Source organism: Microbacterium sp. LRZ72, assembly GCF_033792225.1.
GTDB lineage: Bacteria > Actinomycetota > Actinomycetes > Actinomycetales > Microbacteriaceae > Microbacterium.
Window position 1 is genome coordinate 1 of sequence record NZ_JANGEX010000019.1, and the last position, 19,484, is coordinate 19,484.

A 19,484-nucleotide genomic window follows, 5' to 3' on the forward strand; every position below is an offset into this window, starting at 1 on the left:
CACTATTTTCCCTGATCGGAAAGGCATTCTCTCTTTAACGCGCCGCAACCCTTCGCACACCTATCGGTGGATCCAGGTTGAGCGAGCGAAGCGAGACGAAACGCCCTCAGAACACGTACTCCATCAGGTCGAGCCCGAGCGTGCGGAACGCGTCGTGCGCACGCAGGCGGTGCATGATCGACAGATCGTCGAAGCAGACCACCAGCGCGTAGGCGATCCCCGCCCGGGGCCCGGCGAGAACGCCCGCCTCGGCCTGCACACCCGTTTCGCGACCCGTCTTGCTCACGAACAGCAGGCCGTGGCGATCGTCGTCGTGCGCAAACGGATCCAGGCCCGTCGCAGCCCCGATCAGGCTGAGGTCCTGGTTGAGGGTGAGCCATTCGGCCACCTGGGCGCTGACCGCGGGGTTCACCAGCTTGGCGTTCACCAGCGCCGCGAAGAGCTCGGCGAAGTCCCGGGCCGTGCCGAGCGCGAAGTGCGGAGCGTCATCCGGACCGCGGCGATCGCGGAACCGGTCGAGCACGGCGACCCGGCGCAGGCCCAGCGAATGGATGCGCGCCCGCACGGCGTCGATGCCGACCCGATCGAGGAGGATGTTGGCCGCGAGAGCGTCGCCGCCGGCGGCGGCCAGCACGGCGAGGTCGCCGAGCGGCAGTGCGGGGGCTTTCAGATGGCGCCACAGCCCCGCCTGCGCGACCGGGTCCACGGACGCGCGCTCGACGATCTCGAGGGGGTCGAGACTGCCTTCGTCGAAGCGGGCGGCGACCTCGACGAGCAGCGGCACGATCCCGAGCCCACCGACGGGCTGGGTCACGAAGTCGTCGCCGTGCAGCACCACGGTGCCGCGGTCGAGGTCGGCCACGTGAACCGATACGCGCGCACCGGCCACGGCGAGGGCGTCGAGCGTCTTCAGCGTGGAATCGAACGAGCGTCGGGCGGCGGCGGCGCGACGTGGCAGGGGACGATTGCCCCGTCGCGAGGTTCGCGCGGTGCTGTCACGGATGGGCTCAGAAGGCGTGCCCACAAGCGGGTCCTTCCCTCACGGGGTTGCGGATGTGCGTGTGAAGTGCTCGCTGTTCGGTTGTCAGTGCCCTCCGCACCGCCGCCCCAGTCCGGCGGTGCGGTGAGGAAGGCGGGCTACCAGATGGTGACGCGTTCCTCGACGGCCAGCCAGAGCTCGTCGTCGGGGGTCACCTCGAACGCGTCGTAGAACGCGTCGATGTTGCGCACGATCTGGTTGCAGCGGAACTCGTTCGGCGAGTGCGGGTCGATGGTCAGCAGGCGGATCGTCTCGGCATCGCGGCCCTTCTGCTGCCAGACCTGCGCCCACGACAGCAGCAGACGCTGGATGCCGGTGAGCCCGTCCACCACGGGCGCTTCACCGCCGTCGAGCGAGAGCACGTACGCGCGCAGGGCGATGCCGAGACCGCCGAGGTCGCCGATGTTCTCGCCGATCGTGAGGGATCCGTTGACATGGTGGTCGGGCAGGCCACGTGGTGAGAGCGCATCGTACTGGGCGACGAGGTTCCGGGTCCGCTCGTCGAACGCAGCACGGTCGGCCTCGGTCCACCAGTCGTGCAGCCGCCCGTCGCCGTCGAAGCGGCTGCCCTGATCGTCGAAGCCATGACCGATCTCGTGACCGATCACCGCCCCGATCCCGCCGTAATTCGCTGCCGGGTCGCGATCGGCATCGAAGAAGGGATACTGCAGGATCGCCGCGGGGAACACGATCTCGTTCATCAGCGGGTTGTAGTACGCGTTCACCGTCTGCGGGGTCATGTGCCACTCGTCGCGGTCGATGGGGCCGCCGATCTTGCCGAGCTGGCGGTCGTGCTCGAGCGCCTGCGCCCGCCGCACGTTGCCGAGCAGATCGGCAGGGTCTATGACCAGCCCCGTGTACTCGCGCCACTTGTCCGGATAGCCGATCTTGGGCGTGAACGCGGCGAGCTTGTCGAGCGCCCGCTCGCGGGTCTCGGGGCTCATCCATTCCAGACGCGAGATGCTCTGACGGTAGGCCTCGATGATGTTCGCGACGAGTTCGTCCATCGCGACCTTCGCCGACGGCGGGAAGTGCCGGTCGACGTAGACCTTGCCGATCGCCTCACCGAGCGCCGCCTCCGTCAGGCTCACGCCCCGCTTCCAGCGTTCGCGGTTGACGGGGACGCCGGTCAGGTGCGTGCCGAAGAAGGCGAAGTTCTCCGCCACGAACTCGTCGGGCAGGAACGCCGCCGCGCTGTGCACGACCTTGAATGCCAGCCACGCCTTCCACTCGGCCAGGCGCTCCTCGGTCAGCAGGGCGCCGAGGCCCTCGACGAAGCTCGGCTGGTACACGACGACCTCGGCGAACGCGTCGGGGCGGCCCGGGGCGACGGCATCCCGCCACGGGTTCAGATCGATCCCCGCGAGCGCGAGCAGGCCGTCCCAGTCCATCAGGTTGTAGGTGGCCACCGCGTCGCGGCTGCGCACGTTGTCCCAGTGGTGGGTGGCCACCTCGGTCTCGAGCGTGAAGACGAGGTCCGCGGCGGTCGCGGCGTCCGCGCGCCCCGCGAGCGCGAGGATGGTCTCGACGTGCTGACGGAACGCGCCACGCAGCTGCTCGAACGCGGGCAGCCGGTAGTAGCTCTCATCGGGGAGCGACAGCGCGCCCTGCACGAGGAACGGCACGTACCGGCCGGGATTGCCGGGATCCGGCTCGACGAAGAGCCCGAACAGCCCCGACACACCGTCGCGTTCGAGATCGCCGACGGTGGCGAGCAGGTCGCGGATGCTGTCGATCGCATCGACGCGGGCGAGCTGCGCCGCGATCGGCTCCGTGCCCCGCTCGGCGATGCGCTCGGTATCCATGAAGCTGGTGAAGAGGTCGCCGATCTTGCGGGTCTCGGTGCCCGGCTCCGCCGCCTGCGCCTCTTCGACGATCTCGCGCACGTGCGCCTCGGCCTGTTCCGCCAGCAGGTGGAAGGACCCCCACCGCGCCTTGTCGTCGGGGATCTCGGTGCGATCGATCCAGCTTCCGTTTACGTGGCGGAACAGGTCGTCCTGAGGGCGGATCTCGGGGCTCAGTTCGTCGAGCGCGAGCCCGGAGCGGAGGGCGTCGGTCATGCCAACCAGCATATGCACACCCTCGCGCACGACCCTCCCCTCCGGTGAACACCGTGTGACGATCGCCGCTGCCGCCTCGTGGGCACGGGCATCCCGCGCCCCACCTACCTGCGCGCGCCTGTGGAGAACGAACAGGCTTCTAGGCTCGAGGCGTGACGAGGCCGGGCGAGGGGCGGGGACTGAACCGCGAGATCCTGCGCCTCGCCGTGCCCGCGCTGGGTGCGCTCGTGGCCGAGCCGCTGTTCCTGATCGTCGATTCGGCCCTCGTCGGGCACCTCGGGATCGTTCCGCTCGCGGGCCTCGGTATCGCCTCCGCCGTGCTGCAGACCGTGGTGGGCCTGATGGTCTTCCTCGCCTATGCCACCACTCCGGCGGTCGCGCGCCGTCTCGGTTCCGGGGACACCTCGAGCGCCGTCTCGGTGGGGATCGACGGGCTCTGGCTGGCGCTCGGGATCGGATCGCTGCTCGCTCTCGCCGGATGGCTGGCCACGCCCGCGGTCGTCGCGGCGTTCGGCGCCGACGCGGCGATCACCGAGCAGGCGGTGACCTACCTCGGACTGTCGATGGGCGGGCTGCCGGCGATGCTGATCGTGTTCGCCGCGACCGGCCTGCTGCGCGGCCTGCAAGACACCGTCACGCCGCTGCGGATCGCCGCGATCGGGTTCGGTGCGAACGCCCTGTTGAACTGGCTGCTCATCTACGGTCTCGGGTGGGGCATCGCGGGGGCGGCCGTGGGCACCGTGCTGGCCCAGTGGGGCATGGTCGCCGCCTACGTCGTCGTGATCACCCGTCTGGCGCGCACCCACCATGCCTCGATCCGGCCGCGTCGCGGCGGGGTGAGCGGCTCGGCGCGCGCCGGCGGCTGGCTTTTTCTGCGCACCCTCAGCCTTCGCACGGCGCTGCTGCTGACCGTGGGCGTCGCCACGTCCATGGGTCCGTCCGAGCTGGCGGGCTACCAGGTCGTCTTCATCCTCTTCTCCACCGCCGCGTTCGCACTGGACGCGCTCGCGATCGCGGCCCAGGCGCTCATCGGCAGGCAGCTGGGCGCGCACGACGTCGCGGGCGTGCGCCTCGTCCTGCGTCGCACGCTCGCGTGGGGCGCAGGGTTCGGACTGGTGGTGGGCGCGGTCATCGCGGCGGCATCCGGCGTGATCGGACTGGTGTTCACCGGATCCGCCGAGCTTGCGGCGCTGATCTTTCCCGCGCTGCTCGTGCTGGCCGCAGCCCAGCCCGTCAGCGGCGTGGTCTTCGTGCTCGACGGCGTGCTGATCGGCGCCGGCGACGCCCGCTACCTGGCGGCGGCCGGCGCGATCGCCCTCGGCGCGCTCGTGCCGGTGCTCGCGGCGCTCTGGATCAGCGGGGTGTCGGGGGCACTCGGGCTGGCGCTGCTCGCGGCATCCTTCTTCGTCGTCTACATGCTCGCGCGACTGTTCACGCTGGGCCGGCGTGCGGCCGGAACGACGTGGCAGCGCGTCGGGGCGCGGTGACCGACGCGTCCCCGGTCGCCGCGGGACGTGTCCCACCTTTTCATCGCACCCGCACCCGGATCCGTGAAAAGGTGGGACATGCCGGGGTCAGGCGTGGCGTCTGCACCACTCGTACATCACGACCGCGGCGGCGGCGCTGGCGTTGATCGACCGGGTCGACCCGTACTGCGTGATCTCGACCACGCCGGATGCCGCTTCGATCGCGGCCGGCGAGAGACCCGGACCCTCCTGGCCGAACAGCAGCACGCACCGCGCCGGCAGCTCGGCGCGGTCGACGGGCACGGCCCCCGCCACGTTGTCGACGGCGAGGATCGGCAGGCCCGCGGCATCCGCCCACGCCGCGAGCGCCGCCACGTCCTCGTGGTGCACGACGTGCTGGTACCGGTCCGTCACCATCGCACCGCGACGGTTCCAGCGGCGGCGCCCGACGATGTGCACGGTGTCGGCGAGGAACGCGTTGGCGCTGCGCACGATCGAACCGATGTTCATGTCGTGCTGCCAGTTCTCGATCGCGACGTGGAACGGATGCCGGAGCGTGTCGAGGTCGGCGACGATCGCATCCATGCGCCAATAGCGGTACCGGTCGGCCACATTGCGCCGGTCGCCCTCGGCGAGCAGGTCGCGGTCATACCGGGAGTCCTCCGGCCACCCCGCCGGCCCGCCGGGCCACGGGCCCACGCCGATGGGCGCTTCGGGGACGAGGTCGCCGGCGGGCATGGACTCGCCGTTGGGCACGGGCTCGGCGTCGGTCACCGGGTCAGCGTACCCGGGCGCGGTTCGTGCTCGGCGGGGATTTCGGCGCCCCGAAAGTTTCGCTACAGTTTTCGGTATGCCGAAAGATTCCGCCCTGCGTGACGAGACCGCGACCCGGCCGCGCGGCCGCCGCCGACCCGGCACCCCGCGTGTGGCCTGGCTGATCGGGCCGGCCCTCGTCGCCGGCGTCGCCTACCTCGACCCCGGCAACGTCGCCAGCAACATGACGGCCGGCGCGCAGTACGGATACCTGCTCGTCTGGGTCGTCGTCGCGGGCAACGTGATGGCGTGGCTGATCCAGTACCTCTCGGCCAAGCTCGGCATCGTCACCGGAGAGAGCCTGCCGGAGGTGCTCGGCCGGCGCATGCACGTGCGCTGGGCCCGGCGCGCGTACTGGCTGCAGGCCGAGGCGGTGGCCATGGCGACCGACATCGCCGAGGTCATCGGCGGCGCAGTGGCCCTCTACCTGCTCTTCGGCGTGCCGCTGGTGTGGGGCGGCGTCATCACCGGGCTCGTCTCGATCGCCCTGCTCATGGTGCAGTCCCGGCGCGGACCGCGCCCCTTCGAGTACGCCGTGATCGCGCTGATGGTCATCATCACGATCGGCTTCGTGGCGGGCGTGTTCGTGGGACCGCCCGACCCGGCGGCGACGATCGCGGGGCTCGCCCCGCGATTCGAGGATGCCGGATCGGTGCTGCTGGCGGCATCCATCCTGGGCGCGACGATCATGCCGCATGCCATCTATGCGCACTCTGCGCTCGCGCGCGATCGATTCGCGCCCCGCGCCGTCCCGGCGCTCGGCACCGAGAACCCTTCCGGGGTCGGGGCCGGGGGAGATCCGCGTGCTCGCCAGGGGGTACACGACGGGCAGCTGGAGACGCTGCGCGGGGTGGGCACCGCCCGCCTGCTGCGCGCGACCAAGTGGGACGTCACGATCGCGATGGCCGTCGCCGGCACCGTCAATCTGTGCATCCTGCTGCTCGCCGCCGCGAACCTCGCCGGCATCCCCGGCACCGACAGCCTCGAGGGGGCGTACGAGGCACTCGATGCGGGCCTGGGCCCCGTCATCGCGACGCTCTTCGCCGTCGGCCTTCTGGCGAGTGGACTTGCCAGCACCTCGGTCGGCGCCTACGCGGGGGCCGAGATCATGAACGGCCTGCTGCGGGTGCGGGTGCCGCTGCTCGCCCGCCGGCTCGTGACGCTCGCGCCGGCGCTGGCGATCCTCGCCGTCGGGTTCGATCCCACGCTCGCGCTGGTGCTCAGCCAGGTCGTGCTGTCGTTCGGCATCCCGTTCGCGCTGGTGCCGCTGCTCGTGCTCACCGCCCAGCGACGCACGCTCGGCGAGTACCGCAACCGCGTGTGGACGACGGTGGCGGGAGGGGCCGCCTCCGTCTTCCTGATCGCCCTCAACGGGGTGCTGCTCTGGCTGGTGTTCACCGGTGCGTGAGCCCCGGCGGCGCCCCCGGTAGCCTGGAGCGGTGGCGCCCCCCAGTCCCGCGGTCGACGACTATCTGAAGGCGATCTACCACTTCACCGAGTGGCAGGATCGCCAGATCACGCCGTCGCAGCTGGCCGGCGAGCTCGGCCTGGCCCCCTCGAGCGTGACCGAGATGGTGCGCAAGCTCGCCGCCCTGGGGCTCGTCGAGCACCGCCCCTACGGGCCCGTCTCCCTCTCGCCCGCGGGCGAGCAGCGGGCCAAGGCGATGGTGCGCCGGCACCGCCTGATCGAGACCTGGCTCGTGCGCGAGTTCGGCTACACCTGGGACGAGGTGCACGACGAGGCGGAACTGCTCGAGCACACCATCAGCGACCGCCTGCTCGAGGGCATCGACGAGCGTCTCGGGCGCCCCCGCTTCGACCCGCACGGCGACGCGATCCCGGATGCCGCCGGCACGGTCGATCGCGAGCCGTTCATCCTGCTGCGCAGCGCGCGACCGGGCCACACCGGACGGGTGCTGCGGGTCAGCGACCGGGATCCCGTGCTGCTGCGCGCCGTCGAGGCGGCGGGGGTCGGCGTCGGCGTCACCGTGACGGTGCAGGGCCCGCACACCGTGCGCTCGGGTGCGGCGTCCATCGCCCTCCCCGAGGGGGCCGCCGACGCCGTCTGGCTCACCGCCGGCTGACTCTCAGGGCCAGTGGATCGCCGCGGTCTCCTCGCAGAAGTCCCACAGGCGGGCAGCCCGCTCCCGGTCGCGGCTGACACCGGCCGCCACCGCCGGGCGCGGCACTCCGCGTGAGACGAGCGTCGGGCCCCAGAAGCTCCCACTCTCGGCCGCCGGATCCAGCAGTGCCCGCACCGGCACCCACGCACCGTGCTCCTTGGACTGCGTCACGGCCGCCTGCAGGTTGCCGACGAAGCGGCTCTTGAGCGTCGGCTCGTTCACGCCGCGGATGCCGACGGTGCGGCCGCTGACCGAATAGCCCGGGTGCGCGACGACGCTCTGGACCGGCATCCCCGCGTCGCGGAGCCGGCGATCGGCCTCGAACCCGAGCAGCTGGGTCGCGACCTTCGACTGCACGTATGCCCGCCAGGGGGTGTAGCCCTCCACGAGCTGAGGGTCGGCCGGGTCGAATCGCCACAGGGAGGTCGCCATGCTGCCGAGCCACACCATGCGCCCACCCCCCGCCCGCGCGAGCGGCGCCAGCAGCGAGCCCGCGAGCGCGAAGTGGCCGAGCACGTTCGTCGCGAAGACGACCTCGTTGCGGTCGGCCGTCACCTTTCGCTGCGCGGGAGGGTGCACGACGCCCGCATTCAGCAGCAGGCCGTCGAGTCGCTCACGTGCCCCGATGGATGCCGCGGCAGCCCGGATCGAGCCCAGGTTGCTCGTGTCGAGCAGCATCGTCTCGACCGACGCGCCCGGCACCCTGCGGACGAGGGCGGCGCGTGCCGCGGCGAGGCGGTTCGGGTGCCGGCCCGACATCACGACGTGCGCTCCGGCGCGCGCCAGCTGCTCGCACGAGAAGTAGCCGAGACCCGCGTTCGCGCCCGTCACCAGGAACACCCGTCCGCCCTGATCGGGAAGGTCGCGGGGATTCCAGCGGGCGGCGCTCACCCGTCCGACACTACGGCGCCCGCAGCCACAGCGCGGCAGACCCGCGGAGAATAGGCTGTGGCCATGTCGACCGACCGGGCCCGCCACGACCGTGCCAGCGCCGACCGTGCGGGCACCGCGCGGTCGGGCACCGACCACCTCCGCACCGTGCACGCCCGCAGTCGCGCCGAGATCGAATGCTGGCTCACCGACATGGACGGCGTGCTCGTGCACGACAACCGTCCCGTGCCGGGCGCGGCCGACCTGCTCGCGCAGTGGCGCGACGCCGGAACGCCCTTTCTCGTCCTGACGAACAATCCGATCTTCACCCCGCGTGACCTGAGCGCGCGGCTGCGCCGTTCGGGCCTGGACGTACCCGAGGACCGCATCTGGACCTCGGCCCTCGCAACCGCGGACTTCCTCGCCTCGCAGCTGCCGGGCGGCAGCGCGTTCGTCATCGGCGAGGCGGGGCTGACGACCGCGCTGCACGAGGCCGGCTACATCATGACCGAGTCGCAGCCGGACTACGTCGTGGTGGGCGAGACGCGGCAGTACTCCTTCGAGGCGATCACGAAGGCGATCCGCTTCATCAACGCCGGTGCCCGGTTCATCGTCACCAACCCGGATTCCACCGGGCCGACACCCTCGGGAATCGTGCCCGCCACCGGCGCCTTCGCCGCCCTCATCACGAAGGCGACGGGCAAGGAGCCCTACGTGGTGGGCAAGCCGAACCCGATGATGTTCCGATCGGCGCTCAACCGCATCGGCGCACATTCCGAGACGACGGGAATGATCGGCGACCGCATGGACACCGACATCGTCGCCGGCATCGAGGCGGGGCTGCACACGATCCTGGTGCTGACCGGCATCAGCGATCAGGCCGAGATCGAGCGATATCCGTTCCGCCCCGACGAGGTGCTCGACTCGGTCGCCGATCTCGTCGACCTCGAGCCGCGCGAGTCCGAGCTGCCCGAGCTGGCCGACGGGCTCTGACCGACACCCCGGGGGAGGGACGAGATGGACCAGCAGGACCTGCTGTTCGCCGTGATGACGCTGATCCTCACCGGCACGCTCGTCGTGTGGATCATCGCGTGGGTCCGCGGGCGCGGGCGCGACTGAGTCGCAGGCCCGCCGATGGGGCGGGCCGGATGCCGCGGGCGGCTACTGCGGCGCGAGTCCCAGGTCGTCGAGGTCGATCGACGCCAGCCAGGTCAGACCCTCGGCCTCGACCGCGGCCCGCGCGCCCGTCCGGCGGTCGACGATCACGGCGACCGCGACGACCTCGGCGCCCTCGCGGCGCAGCACCTCGACGGCCTTGAGCGCGGACTGGCCGGTGGTCGATGTGTCCTCCACGACGACCACGCGCTTGCCCGCGACATCCGCCCCCTCGATCTGGCGTCCGCGGCCGTGATCCTTCGGCTCCTTGCGCACGACGAACGCGTCGAGCGGTCGGCCGGCGCGCACCGATTCGTGCACGACCGCGTTCGCGATGGGATCGGCGCCGAGCGTCAGTCCCCCGACCGCGCTGAGGTCGGGGATGTCGCGGATCAGATCGAGCACGAGCCGCCCGATGGCGGGGGCGGCGCGGTGGTCGAGGGTCAGCCGGCGCATGTCGACGTAGTACGACGCCCGCTTGCCGCTCGAGAGGGTGAAGTCACCGTGGAAGACCGCCTCCGCGCCGATGAGGGCGATGAGCTGCTGACGGTCGGATTCGAGGGCGGGCGTGGAGGCGACGGTCATGGCCTCGAGTCTAGGCCGGGCCCCCGATAGCCTCGACGGATGGAACACCTGCCCGGCGGCTCCGGCGGCGTCTGGCGCGACGACGACCCTCGATTCGGTCCCCTCGTGCGGCGGCCGACCGGGCCATGGACGCCGGCGGTGCACGATCTGCTCGCCCATCTCGCCGACGGCGGACTCGACGGCATCCCCCGGGTCCTGGGGACGGACGACGACGCCCGCGAGATGCTCACGTATCTTCCCGGTCGCACCGTGCTCGTCGACGACGAGATCGCGGCGGAATCCGTGCTCGTGGGGGCGGCGTCCTGGCTGCGCCGCTACCACGATGCCGTCCGCTCGTACGCACCGGGCCCCCGTCGGTGGCGGCAGACCGAGGCGGCCCTGCGCGACGGGCAGCTGATCTGCCACAACGACACGGGCGCCTACAACTGGATCATCGACGACGACCGCTTCGTCGGGATGATCGACTGGGATCAAGCCGGGCCGGGAATGCCGCTCGACGACCTCGCCTTCCTCAGCTGGACCGGCGTTCCGCTGTACCGCGCGATCGGCACGGCCGATGCGGCGCACCGGGTACGGGCTGTGGCGAGCGCCTACGGCGGAGTCGACGCGGGTGACCTGCTCGATGCCGTCGTGGACCGCATGACCCGGGCGGCGGCGCGCATCGAGACCGGCATCGAGCGGGGCGACCCGGGCATGCGGGCGCTCCGCGAGCGCGGTGAGCCGGAGCGCACCCGTGCGCGCGTGGCCGGGTTCGAGTGGCGTCTGCCCGACATCCGCGCGGCTCTGTGACAGGCCTGCGGACGGAGCACGGCACGGGGCAGCCCTCGCTCTAGGCTGGGAGGATGCGGCTGGCCACCTGGAATGTGAACTCCATTCGCGCGCGCGTGACCCGCACGGTGGATTTCGCCGTGCGGGAGGACATCGACGTCCTCGCGATGCAGGAGACCAAGTGCACACCCGAGCAGTTCCCGTACGCGCCGTTCCAGGACGCGGGATACGAGGTTGTGGCGCACGGCCACAATCAGTGGAACGGCGTCGCCATCGCCAGCCGGCTGCCGATCGAGGACGTGGAGTATTCCTTCGACGGAATGCCCGGCTTCGCCAAGGGTCTGGAGGGGCCCGATCAGCCCCATGAGGCCCGCGCACTCGGGGCCACCGTCGACGGCGTGCGCGTCTGGAGCCTCTACGTGCCGAACGGCCGATCGCTCACCGACCCGCACTATGCCTACAAGCTGGATTTTCTGCGCGCGCTCGCGCAGCACACGCGCGACGCGCTGGCCGCGACCCCCGGCCAGCCACTCGCGCTCGTCGGGGACTTCAACATCGCCCCCACGGACGAGGACAACGGCGATCCCGCCATCATCCCCGGCGTCTCGACGCATGTCTCGGAGCCCGAGCGCGAGGCCTTCCGCGCCCTCGAGAGCGCGGGGCTCACCGACGTCGTGCGCCCGCTCGCGCCCACCGGCTTCACCTACTGGGACTACAAGCGGCTCCGCTTTCCCCGCAACGAGGGACTGCGGATCGATTTCATCCTCGGCTCACGTGCCTTCGCGGACGCCGTCACCGACGCCGGCATCCACCGCTCGGAGCGCAAGGGCGAGATCCCGAGCGATCACGTTCCGGTCGTCGTGGAGCTGGCTCTGCCCGGGACTTCGGACGAGGACGACGTGCCGATGATCTTCGGCTGACGCCCGCCCGTTTCGTCTCGCTCCGCTCGCTCAACGCCCGCGAACCCGCGCCCGTCGTTGAGCGAGCCGCAGGCGAGACGAAACGCCGGGAATCCGTCGTGGGACGGAGGCGGAAGCCGGCGGCGCCCGCCTACCGTGGGAGAGTGAGCGACACCCGCAGCACGACCGGCCGCCCCGCCCCCTCGGCGCGGGACCTGCGCCACGACTCGCTGCTCGCACTCGCGCTGCTCCTCGGAGCCATCCTCAGTGCCGGCCTCACGTCGGTCGCCGAGATGTACGGCGACGAGCAGGCCGACCTGGGCTGGGCGCTGCTGTACGCGGCCGCGCTGACGCTTCCTCTCGCGCTGCGGCGGCGCTACCCGGTCAGCGTGGCCACCGTCGTGTCGGTGCTGTACTTCGTGGCCGTCACCTTTCGCATTCCCGAGGTCTATGTCGGCAACATCGCGGTGTTCATCGCGATCTTCACGGTCGGCGCCTGGGTCGATGACCGCCGCCGCGCGATGCTCGCGCGGGTGCTGCTCATCGCCGGCATGTTCGTCTGGCTGCTGGTGACCACCTTCCAGGCGGCGACCGCGCCGACCGACGACGGCTTCTCGCGCGCCGGCGTCTTCTCCCCGTTCGTCGCGTACATGCTGATCCAGTTCCTCGTCAACGCCCTGTTCTTCGGCGGCGCCTACTACATGGGTGATCGAGCATATGCCGCGGCCCTGCAGCGCCGGGCACTCGAGGAGCGCACGGCCGAGCTCGAACGCGAGCGCGAGGTGACGGCGGCGCAGGCCGTCGCCCTCGACCGGGTGCGCATCGCGCGCGAGCTGCACGACGTCGTCGCTCACCACGTATCGGCCATGGGCGTGCAGGCCGGCGCCGCCCGTGCCGTGCTCGCGCACGATCCGGATGCCGCGGGGCGGGGCCTGGCCGGAATCGAGGAGTCCGCCCGGGCTGCGATTCGCGAGCTGCGTCAGCTGCTCGCCACGCTGCGTCCCGGTGACGACGGCGCGGCCGGTGCGGCGGACGACGAGAGCGCCGACGCGGCGGCATCCACGGTGCGCCTGGACGGTCTGACCGCACTGGCGGCGCGCGCCACCGATACCGGCCTGCCCACCACCGTCGCGGTCATCGGCGAGCCGGCCGCCGTGCCCGACGTCGTGCAGCTGAACCTCTACCGCATCGCCCAGGAAGCCCTGACCAACGTGCGCAAGCACGCCGGGCCGAGCGCCACGGCCGACATCCGGCTGCGCTACACAGCCGACACCGTCGAGCTCGAGATCACGAACACCGGACGCGTGCCGCCGCCTGTCGGGGACGGGGTCGGCCTGATCGGGATGCGGGAGCGCGCGGGTGCCTCCGGCGGAACCCTCGAGGTGGGCCCGCGCTCGCGCGGCGGATATCTGGTGCGCGTCAGCGTGCCGCTCGCGGCCGCGGAGGCGACCGCGTGAGCGAGGCCGTGCGGGTGCTCCTCGTCGACGACCACGCCGTGATGCGGGCCGGCTTCCGGATGATCCTCGAGGCGTCCGGCTACGAGGTCGTCGGCGAGGCCGCCACGGGCACCGAGGCGGTGACCGCCGCATCCCGGCTGTCGCCGGACGTGATCTGCATGGACGTGCAGATGCCCGACATGGACGGCCTTGAGGCCACCCGCCGCATCGTCGGAGCGGATGCGGGCGAGTCAGCGGTGCTGATCGTGACCACGTTCGATCGCGACGACTACCTCTTCGCGGCGCTCGACGCCGGCGCCAGCGGATTCCTGCTCAAGAACGCGGGGCCCGAGCAGCTGGTCGAGGCGGTGCGGGTCGTGGCCGCGGGAGACGCCCTGCTGGCGCCGGAGGTCACCCGCCGCGTGATCGCCCGATTCGCCGCGTCGTCGGACACCCCCGCGACGCAAGCCGCGGTACCGACCGCAGCGCCGGCAGCGGGACTGACCGAGCGCGAGACCGAGGTGCTGCGCCTGCTGTCGGCCGCGTTGAGCAACGCCGAGATCGCGCGACGGCTGTTCATCGGCGAGGCGACGGTCAAGTCGCACGTGTCGAGCGTGCTGCAGAAGCTCGGGGCGCGCGACCGCGTGGCCGCCGTGGTCTGGGCGCATCGCAACGGCCTGGTGTAAGCCGGCGGGCACGTTTCGTCTCGCTTCGCTCGCTCAACGCCCGAGGTGTGGCCCGGTCGTTGAGCGAGCCGCAGGCGAGACGAAACGTCCGCCGCCCGCCCCTCCCCCGGTGGGTGGAGCGAGAGAACCCGCCTGTCGGTGGATGCGGATGGCCTACCGGCATCCCTAGCGTTGTTCGCGAGGCCTCCACTGGCCCCGCGAACGGAAAGGAACACCGGATGCTGACCCTCAGCGGGATCACCAAGAGCTACGGCGAGCGACGCGTGCTCGACGACGTGTCGTTCGACGTGTCGGCCGGAGGGCTGACGGGCTTCGTCGGCGGCAACGGCGCCGGCAAGACCACCACCATGCGCATTCTGCTCGGCGTGCTCGCGCGCGACGCCGGCGAGGTCACCCTCGACGACCGCCCGCTGCGCGAGGCGGACCGTCGCGGATTCGGGTACATGCCCGAGGAACGCGGGCTGTACCCGAAGATGAAGGTGCACGAGCACATCGCCTACCTGGCGCGCCTGCACGGGTTCGCCAAGTCGGATGCCGGCGACCGAGCGGGCGCGCTGCTCGAACGACTCGGGCTGGGCGAACGGCTCGGCGACCCGGTTGAGGCCCTCTCGCTCGGCAACCAGCAGCGCGCGCAGATCGCCGCCGCCCTCGTGCACGACCCCCAGGTGCTCATCCTCGACGAGCCGTTCTCGGGGCTGGACCCCCTCGCGGTCGACGTCGTCGCCGACGTGCTGCAGGAGCGGGCCGCGCGGGGCGCCTCCGTACTTTTCTCGTCGCACCAGCTCGACGTCGTCGAGCGGCTCTGCGACGACCTGGTCATCATCGCGGGGGGACGCATCCGCGCGAGCGGACCGCGCGACCAGCTGCGCGCCGAGCACAGCATCCGCCGGTACGAGCTCGTCTCGAGCAGTGACCTCGGCTGGCTGCGCAGCGAGCCGGGGGTGAGCGTCATCGAGTTCGACGGCGGCTACGCCCTCTTCGACGCCGACGCCGACGCCGACGCCGAGCGCGTGCTGGCCCGCGCGGTCGGCGAGGGCGGCGTACGCGCCTTCACCCCCCAGCATCCGTCCCTCGCGCAGATCTTCAAGGAGGTCATCAAGTGAGCACTCCCATACAGCCGGCACCGTCCCTTCAGCCGGCACCGTCCCTTCAGTCGGCACCGTCCCTTCAGTCGGCACCGTCCGCCCCGTCGACGGCGCAGAGCGTCTGGCTCGTCGCCGAGCGCGAGATCGGGTCGAAACTGCGCTCGAAGGCCTTCGTCATCTCGACGCTCATCCTTTTCCTGGTCGCCCTCGCCGCCGTCATCTGGGGCGGCTTCCAAGCCGGAAACGACGCGGGCACGCCCGTGGCCGTCACGGCTGACGCCCCGTCGAGCATCGACGAGCTGCCCGGTCTCGAGGTGACCGAGGTCCCCGACCGGGCCACGGCCGAAGAGATGGTGCGCGAGGGCGACGTGGATGCCGCGATCGTCGGCGATCAGGCCTCCTCTCTCGGCTTCGCGGTCGTCGCGGAGTCCTCGGCGCCGAGCAGCCTCATGCTGATGCTCTCGCAGGCCCCGCCCGTCGAGCTGCTCGACCCCGACGACACCGACGGCGCGCTGCGGTACTTCGTCGCGATCGCCTTCGGCGCGGTGTTCCTCGTCGCGGCATCCACATTCGGCGGCACGATCGCCCAGAGCGTGGTGGAGGAGAAGCAGACCCGGGTGGTCGAGATCCTCATCTCGGCGATCCCGACACGCGCGCTGCTCGCCGGCAAGGTGATCGGCAACACCATCCTCGCGATGGGCCAGATCCTCGTGCTCGCCGCAATCGCCATCGTGGGGCTCACCGTCACGGATCAGGGGGCCGTGCTGCAGGGCCTCGGCGGCCCGATCGCATGGTTCGCCGTGTTCTTCTTCTTCGGCTTCGTGCTGCTTGCGGCCCTGTTCGCCGCCGCAGCGGCCATGGTGTCGCGTCAAGAGGACATCGGCTCCACCACGACACCGCTGATCATGCTCGTGATGGCGCCGTACTTCCTCGTGATCTTCTTCAACGACAACCCGGTGGTGCTCACCGTCATGTCCTACGTGCCCTTCTCCGCCCCGGTCGGGATGCCGCTGCGCCTCTACCTGGGCGAGGCGCAGTGGTGGGAGCCGCTGGTGTCACTCGCGATCCTCATCGCGACCTGTGTGGCCGCCATCGCGGTCGGCGCGAAGATCTACGAGAACTCGCTGCTGCGGATGGGAACCCGGGTCAAGCTGGCCGAGGCCCTGCGCGGCTGACCACGGCCCGGGTCGCGGACGCCCTCAGTGGCGGTCCGCGGCCCGGCCCGAGTGGCCCACCAGGGCGTCGGCCGCTCGCACGAGGGCGAGATGCGACAGCGCCTGTGGCGTGTTCCCCGCTGCACGACCGGTCTTCGGTTCGTACTCCTCCGCGAGCAGCCCGACGTCGTTGGTCAGGGCGCACAGCCGGTCCATCAGCTCGGTGGCGTCGTCGATGCGCCCACTCGTGGCGTACTGCTCGACCAGCCAGAACGAACAGGCCAGGAACGGGTGCTCGTCGCCGGCCAGGCCGTCCACACCGGTGTCGGTCCGATAGCGGTGCAGCATCCCCTCGTGCATGAGGGTGCTCTCCATTCGCGCGACGGTGGCGAGCATGCGGGGGTCGTCCGCCGCGCAGAAGCCCACCTGCGTCAGCAGCAGCAGCGATGCGTCGACCTCGCGCGATCCGTAGTGCTGCACGAAGTAGCCGCCCTCGGGGTCGACGCCCCGCTCGTCGATCTCCCGCCGCACGCGCTCGCGCAGCTGCTCCCAGTGGTCGGCGGGACCGTCCAAGCCGCCCTCGCGCACCGCCCGGACCCCCCGGTCCAGAGCGGCCCACACCATCACGCGGGAGTGGGTGAACATCTGCGGATCGTTGCGGATCTCCCAGATGCCGTTGTCGGGCCGTTCGATGTTGTCCTCGACGTAGGCCAGGAGCGCTCGCTGCAGGGGCCACGAGAAGTCGGTCTCTTCAAGGCCCGCCATCCGGGCCGCCTCCAGAGCCACCATGACCTCGCCGATCACGTCGGCCTGGAACTGCCCGGCCGCCGCGTTGCCCACTCGCACCGGGGCCGCCCCGTCGTAGCCGGGCAGGCTCGTCAGCTCCCGCTCGAGCAGATCGCGCTCGCCGGCGATGCCGTACATGATCTGCAGCTGGGCGGGGTCGCCGGCGATCGCGCGCAGCAGCCACCGGCGCCACCGCTCGGTCACCCCGAGGAAGCCGTGGTTGATGAGCGCCTCGAGGGTGAGTGCGGCGTCGCGCAGCCAGACGTAGCGGTAGTCCCAGTTGCGCGAGCCGCCGAAATCCTCGGGCAGCGAGGTCGTGGCCGCCGCGACGATGCCCCCGGTGTCTTCGTGGCTCAGGGCGCGCAGCACCAGCAGCGAACGCACGACCTCGGCATGGTGCGGCCCGGCGTGCTCGATGCGTGCCGCCCAGTCGCCCCACCACCGCTTGGTGGCCTCGAGCTCGGTGTCGACGTCGATCGGGGCGGGGGCTTCTTCGTGCGAGGGGAACCACGTCAGCGTCAGGTCGACCCGGCCTCCCTCCGTCACGGTGACGTCGCCCCGGTGCACGTGGTCGCTCGGCGTCAGCCGCGCCGCCCGCGCGATGATCGCGTCGGGGCCCGCCACTGCCAGCAGGGCGGGGTCCTCGGGGGTGCCGACCTGCCGCACCCAGGGCAGCGTGCGCGCGTAGTCGAAACGCATCGCCACTTCCTGCACGAACTCCACCTCGCCGCTGATGCCGACCACACGGCGGACGAGGTCGACGCGTCCCCCGCCGATGGGCATGAAATCGTGCACCTCGGCGACGCCGGAGGCGCACTCCCACCGGGTGATCAGCACGAAGGTGTCGCCGTCGTAGCGGCGGGATGCCGTGGCGTGCTCGTCGCGCGGGTGCAGGCGCCAGCATCCGTGGTTCTCGTCGCCGAGCAGGGCGCCGAACACCGACGCCGAGTCGTAGCGGGGCACGCACAGCCAGTCGATGCTGCCGGTGCGGGAGACGAGAGCGGCGGTGCGCGTGTCGCTCAGGATGGCGTAGTCCTCGATGGGTGACGTCATGATCCGATCATGTCAGTCCCCTCCGTGCGACATCGAGCCCGGCTAGGGTGGGGGCCATGACGGCCGAGACCACGTTGCTGATCCTGGGCGCCTCGGGGGATCTCACCTCCCGCCTGCTCCTTCCCGCGCTCGGTCAGCTGCTCACCCGCGAGCCCCAGCGCAGGGTGCACCTGCAGGGAGCCGGACGCGAGGAGTGGGACGACGAGCGCTGGCGCGAGGTGGTGCGCACGTCGTTCGCCGAGGGCGGGGCGGATGCCGCCAACGAGGTCATCGCCTCGACCAGCTACCGGCAGGCCGACATCACCAAGCCCGCGGACCTGCGGGCCCTGATCGAGGGCGCCCGGGGCCGCCTCGCACTGTACTTCGCCGTTCCCCCCGCCGTGGCCGCGAGCGCGTGCGACGCCCTCACGCACGTGCCACTGCCGGCGGGCACGGTGCTCGCCCTCGAGAAGCCCTTCGGCGTCGACGAGGCCAGCGCCCTGCGGCTGAATCAGACGCTCGAGCGGCTCGTGCCGGAGCACCAGATCTTCCGCGTCGACCACTTCCTCGGCCGCTCGACGGTTCTGAACCTGCTGGGCGTGCGCTTCGCCAACCGCGTGCTCGAGCCTGTCTGGTCCGCCGAGCACGTGGAATCGGTGATGATCCGCTTCGACGAATCACTCGGGCTCGAGGGCCGCGCCGGCTATTACGACCGCGCCGGGGCCCTGACCGACATGATCCAGAGCCACCTGCTGCAGGTGCTCGCCTTCGTCGCCATGGAGCCGCCGGCGACCCTGGACGAGGTGGATCTGCGCGACGCGACGACCGCGGCGCTGCGCGCGACGGCGCTGTGGGATGACGCCCCCCGCACGGCGTCACGGCGCGCGCGCTACACGGCCGGAACCATCGACGGCCGCACCCTGCCCTCGTACGTCGACGAGCAGGGAGTCGATCCCGGGCGCGGCACCGAGACGCTCGCGGAGATGACGTGCGAGGTGCGCACGGCGCGGTGGGCGGGCGTGCCCTTCACCCTGCGCTCGGGCAAGGCGCTCGCCGAGCCGGACGCCGAGATCGTCATCCGCTTCCGACCGGTGCGCCACCTTCCCGAGGGATTCACCGGCGCCGCCGACGGGTCGGTGCTGCGGTTCTCGCTCGGCCCCGACCGCATGTCGCTCGAGCTGAATGTCAACGGCGCCGAGGATCCTTTCTCGCTCGAGCGCACCCGCCTGCACGCCGAGCTGGGCGAGGGCGCGCTGCGCGCCTACGGCGAGGTGCTCTCGGGCATCCTCGACGGCGACGCCACCCTGTCGGTGCGCGGGGATGCCGCCGTGCAGTGCTGGCGCATCGTCCAGCCGGTGCTCGCCGCCTGGCAGGCCGGAAACGTGCCGCTGGAGGAATACCCCGCGGGCTCGACGGGCCCGGCATCCTGGGATCGCCCGTCTCCCGCCTGACGGCGTCCGAGTCCCGACTTCTCCTGCCATCACCCATCAGTGACACGAAAAGCCGGGACGTGCGAGCGGGGTGTCA

At 71.5% G+C, this 19,484-nt stretch carries 17 protein-coding genes; 11 read left to right on the top strand and 6 right to left on the bottom strand.

Annotation, left to right across the window (positions count from 1 at the left end; genetic code table 11):
- Positions 1-106: 106 nt before the first annotated feature.
- Together M4I32_RS14160 and M4I32_RS14165 are read right to left on the bottom strand one after the other, a co-directional pair.
- Positions 107-1,024, bottom strand: a complete 918-nt coding sequence (locus M4I32_RS14160; protein WP_319035130.1) for a serine hydrolase — start codon at positions 1,022-1,024, stop codon at positions 107-109.
- Between the two features lie 113 nt (positions 1,025-1,137).
- Positions 1,138-3,099: a M13 family metallopeptidase gene (locus tag M4I32_RS14165; RefSeq protein ID WP_319035131.1), complete on the bottom strand. Its 1,962-nt coding sequence runs from the start codon at positions 3,097-3,099 to the stop codon at positions 1,138-1,140.
- Positions 3,100-3,251: 152 nt separating this feature from the next.
- Between M4I32_RS14165 and M4I32_RS14170 the strand changes: the two genes are divergently transcribed.
- Complete coding sequence (locus M4I32_RS14170; RefSeq protein WP_319035132.1) at positions 3,252-4,586, top strand: MATE family efflux transporter; 1,335 nt, start codon at positions 3,252-3,254, stop codon at positions 4,584-4,586.
- A gap of 87 nt (positions 4,587-4,673) precedes the next feature.
- Here M4I32_RS14170 and M4I32_RS14175 read toward each other — a convergent pair whose 3' ends face one another.
- The gene (locus tag M4I32_RS14175) at positions 4,674-5,303 is read right to left on the bottom strand and encodes a TrmH family RNA methyltransferase (RefSeq protein ID WP_319035169.1); all 630 of its coding nucleotides are present in this window, start codon (positions 5,301-5,303) and stop codon (positions 4,674-4,676) included.
- Between the two features lie 112 nt (positions 5,304-5,415).
- Between M4I32_RS14175 and M4I32_RS14180 the strand changes: the two genes are divergently transcribed.
- Together M4I32_RS14180 and M4I32_RS14185 are read left to right on the top strand one after the other, a co-directional pair.
- Entirely contained in the window at positions 5,416-6,786 is a 1,371-nt protein-coding gene (locus M4I32_RS14180) for an Nramp family divalent metal transporter (RefSeq protein WP_319035133.1), read from the top strand.
- A 31-nt stretch (positions 6,787-6,817) separates the two neighbouring features.
- On the top strand, positions 6,818-7,462 hold the full coding sequence (locus M4I32_RS14185) for a metal-dependent transcriptional regulator (protein WP_319035134.1): 645 nt from the start codon (positions 6,818-6,820) through the stop codon (positions 7,460-7,462).
- 3 nt (positions 7,463-7,465) lie between these two features.
- On the opposite strand, the gene M4I32_RS14190 is transcribed toward M4I32_RS14185, so the two are convergent.
- Positions 7,466-8,392 (bottom strand): SDR family NAD(P)-dependent oxidoreductase, encoded by a 927-nt coding sequence (locus M4I32_RS14190; RefSeq protein ID WP_319035135.1) that lies wholly within the window; start codon positions 8,390-8,392, stop codon positions 7,466-7,468.
- Positions 8,393-8,584: 192 nt separating this feature from the next.
- Between M4I32_RS14190 and M4I32_RS14195 the strand changes: the two genes are divergently transcribed.
- Positions 8,585-9,364 carry an HAD-IIA family hydrolase gene (locus M4I32_RS14195; protein ID WP_319035170.1) on the top strand — a complete coding sequence of 260 codons (780 nt, stop codon included), beginning with the start codon at positions 8,585-8,587 and terminating at the stop codon, positions 9,362-9,364.
- Between the two features lie 168 nt (positions 9,365-9,532).
- Here M4I32_RS14195 and pyrE read toward each other — a convergent pair whose 3' ends face one another.
- Complete coding sequence (gene pyrE / locus M4I32_RS14200; RefSeq protein WP_319035136.1) at positions 9,533-10,111, bottom strand: orotate phosphoribosyltransferase; 579 nt, start codon at positions 10,109-10,111, stop codon at positions 9,533-9,535.
- A gap of 39 nt (positions 10,112-10,150) precedes the next feature.
- Here pyrE and M4I32_RS14205 point away from each other — a divergent pair, with 39 nt between their 5' ends.
- The 6 genes from M4I32_RS14205 (at position 10,151) to M4I32_RS14230 (ending at position 16,160) form a co-directional block, all read left to right on the top strand.
- Positions 10,151-10,900 carry a phosphotransferase gene (locus tag M4I32_RS14205; protein ID WP_319035137.1) on the top strand — a complete coding sequence of 250 codons (750 nt, stop codon included), beginning with the start codon at positions 10,151-10,153 and terminating at the stop codon, positions 10,898-10,900.
- 53 nt (positions 10,901-10,953) lie between these two features.
- Entirely contained in the window at positions 10,954-11,799 is an 846-nt protein-coding gene (locus M4I32_RS14210) for an exodeoxyribonuclease III (RefSeq protein WP_319035138.1), read from the top strand.
- Positions 11,800-11,942: 143 nt separating this feature from the next.
- The gene (locus M4I32_RS14215; RefSeq protein WP_319035139.1) at positions 11,943-13,235 is read left to right on the top strand and encodes a sensor histidine kinase; all 1,293 of its coding nucleotides are present in this window, start codon (positions 11,943-11,945) and stop codon (positions 13,233-13,235) included.
- Positions 13,232-13,900 (top strand): response regulator transcription factor, encoded by a 669-nt coding sequence (locus M4I32_RS14220; protein WP_319035140.1) that lies wholly within the window; start codon positions 13,232-13,234, stop codon positions 13,898-13,900. Before M4I32_RS14215 ends, M4I32_RS14220 begins: the two co-directional genes overlap by 4 nt.
- Positions 13,901-14,118: 218 nt before the next feature.
- Positions 14,119-15,003, top strand: coding sequence for an ABC transporter ATP-binding protein (locus M4I32_RS14225; RefSeq protein ID WP_319035141.1), 885 nt, complete (start codon positions 14,119-14,121; stop codon positions 15,001-15,003).
- Complete coding sequence (locus M4I32_RS14230) at positions 15,000-16,160, top strand: ABC transporter permease (RefSeq protein WP_319035142.1); 1,161 nt, start codon at positions 15,000-15,002, stop codon at positions 16,158-16,160. Before M4I32_RS14225 ends, M4I32_RS14230 begins: the two co-directional genes overlap by 4 nt.
- A gap of 24 nt (positions 16,161-16,184) precedes the next feature.
- On the opposite strand, the gene M4I32_RS14235 is transcribed toward M4I32_RS14230, so the two are convergent.
- Positions 16,185-17,978 carry a glycoside hydrolase family 15 protein gene (locus tag M4I32_RS14235; RefSeq protein WP_319035143.1) on the bottom strand — a complete coding sequence of 598 codons (1,794 nt, stop codon included), beginning with the start codon at positions 17,976-17,978 and terminating at the stop codon, positions 16,185-16,187.
- Positions 17,979-18,034: 56 nt separating this feature from the next.
- Here M4I32_RS14235 and M4I32_RS14240 point away from each other — a divergent pair, with 56 nt between their 5' ends.
- A complete protein-coding gene (locus M4I32_RS14240) occupies positions 18,035-19,408 on the top strand; it encodes a glucose-6-phosphate dehydrogenase (RefSeq protein ID WP_319035144.1) in 1,374 nt (457 codons plus the stop codon).
- The last annotated feature ends 76 nt before the right edge of the window (positions 19,409-19,484 follow it).

What these genes read in the sequence shown, in the direction of transcription:
- M4I32_RS14175 (WP_319035169.1), bottom strand. Translation starts at nt 5,303, where the DNA reads ATGCCCGCCGGCGACCTCGTCCCCGAAGCGCCCATCGGCGTGGGCCCG.
- M4I32_RS14210 (WP_319035138.1), top strand. Translation starts at nt 10,954, where the DNA reads ATGCGGCTGGCCACCTGGAATGTGAACTCCATTCGCGCGCGCGTGACC.
- M4I32_RS14180 (WP_319035133.1), top strand. Translation starts at nt 5,416, where the DNA reads ATGCCGAAAGATTCCGCCCTGCGTGACGAGACCGCGACCCGGCCGCGC.
- pyrE (WP_319035136.1), bottom strand. Translation starts at nt 10,111, where the DNA reads ATGACCGTCGCCTCCACGCCCGCCCTCGAATCCGACCGTCAGCAGCTC.
- M4I32_RS14225 (WP_319035141.1), top strand. Translation starts at nt 14,119, where the DNA reads ATGCTGACCCTCAGCGGGATCACCAAGAGCTACGGCGAGCGACGCGTG.
- M4I32_RS14195 (WP_319035170.1), top strand. Translation starts at nt 8,585, where the DNA reads ATGGACGGCGTGCTCGTGCACGACAACCGTCCCGTGCCGGGCGCGGCC.
- M4I32_RS14205 (WP_319035137.1), top strand. Translation starts at nt 10,151, where the DNA reads ATGGAACACCTGCCCGGCGGCTCCGGCGGCGTCTGGCGCGACGACGAC.
- M4I32_RS14235 (WP_319035143.1), bottom strand. Translation starts at nt 17,978, where the DNA reads ATGACGTCACCCATCGAGGACTACGCCATCCTGAGCGACACGCGCACC.
- M4I32_RS14165 (WP_319035131.1), bottom strand. Translation starts at nt 3,099, where the DNA reads ATGACCGACGCCCTCCGCTCCGGGCTCGCGCTCGACGAACTGAGCCCC.
- M4I32_RS14240 (WP_319035144.1), top strand. Translation starts at nt 18,035, where the DNA reads ATGACGGCCGAGACCACGTTGCTGATCCTGGGCGCCTCGGGGGATCTC.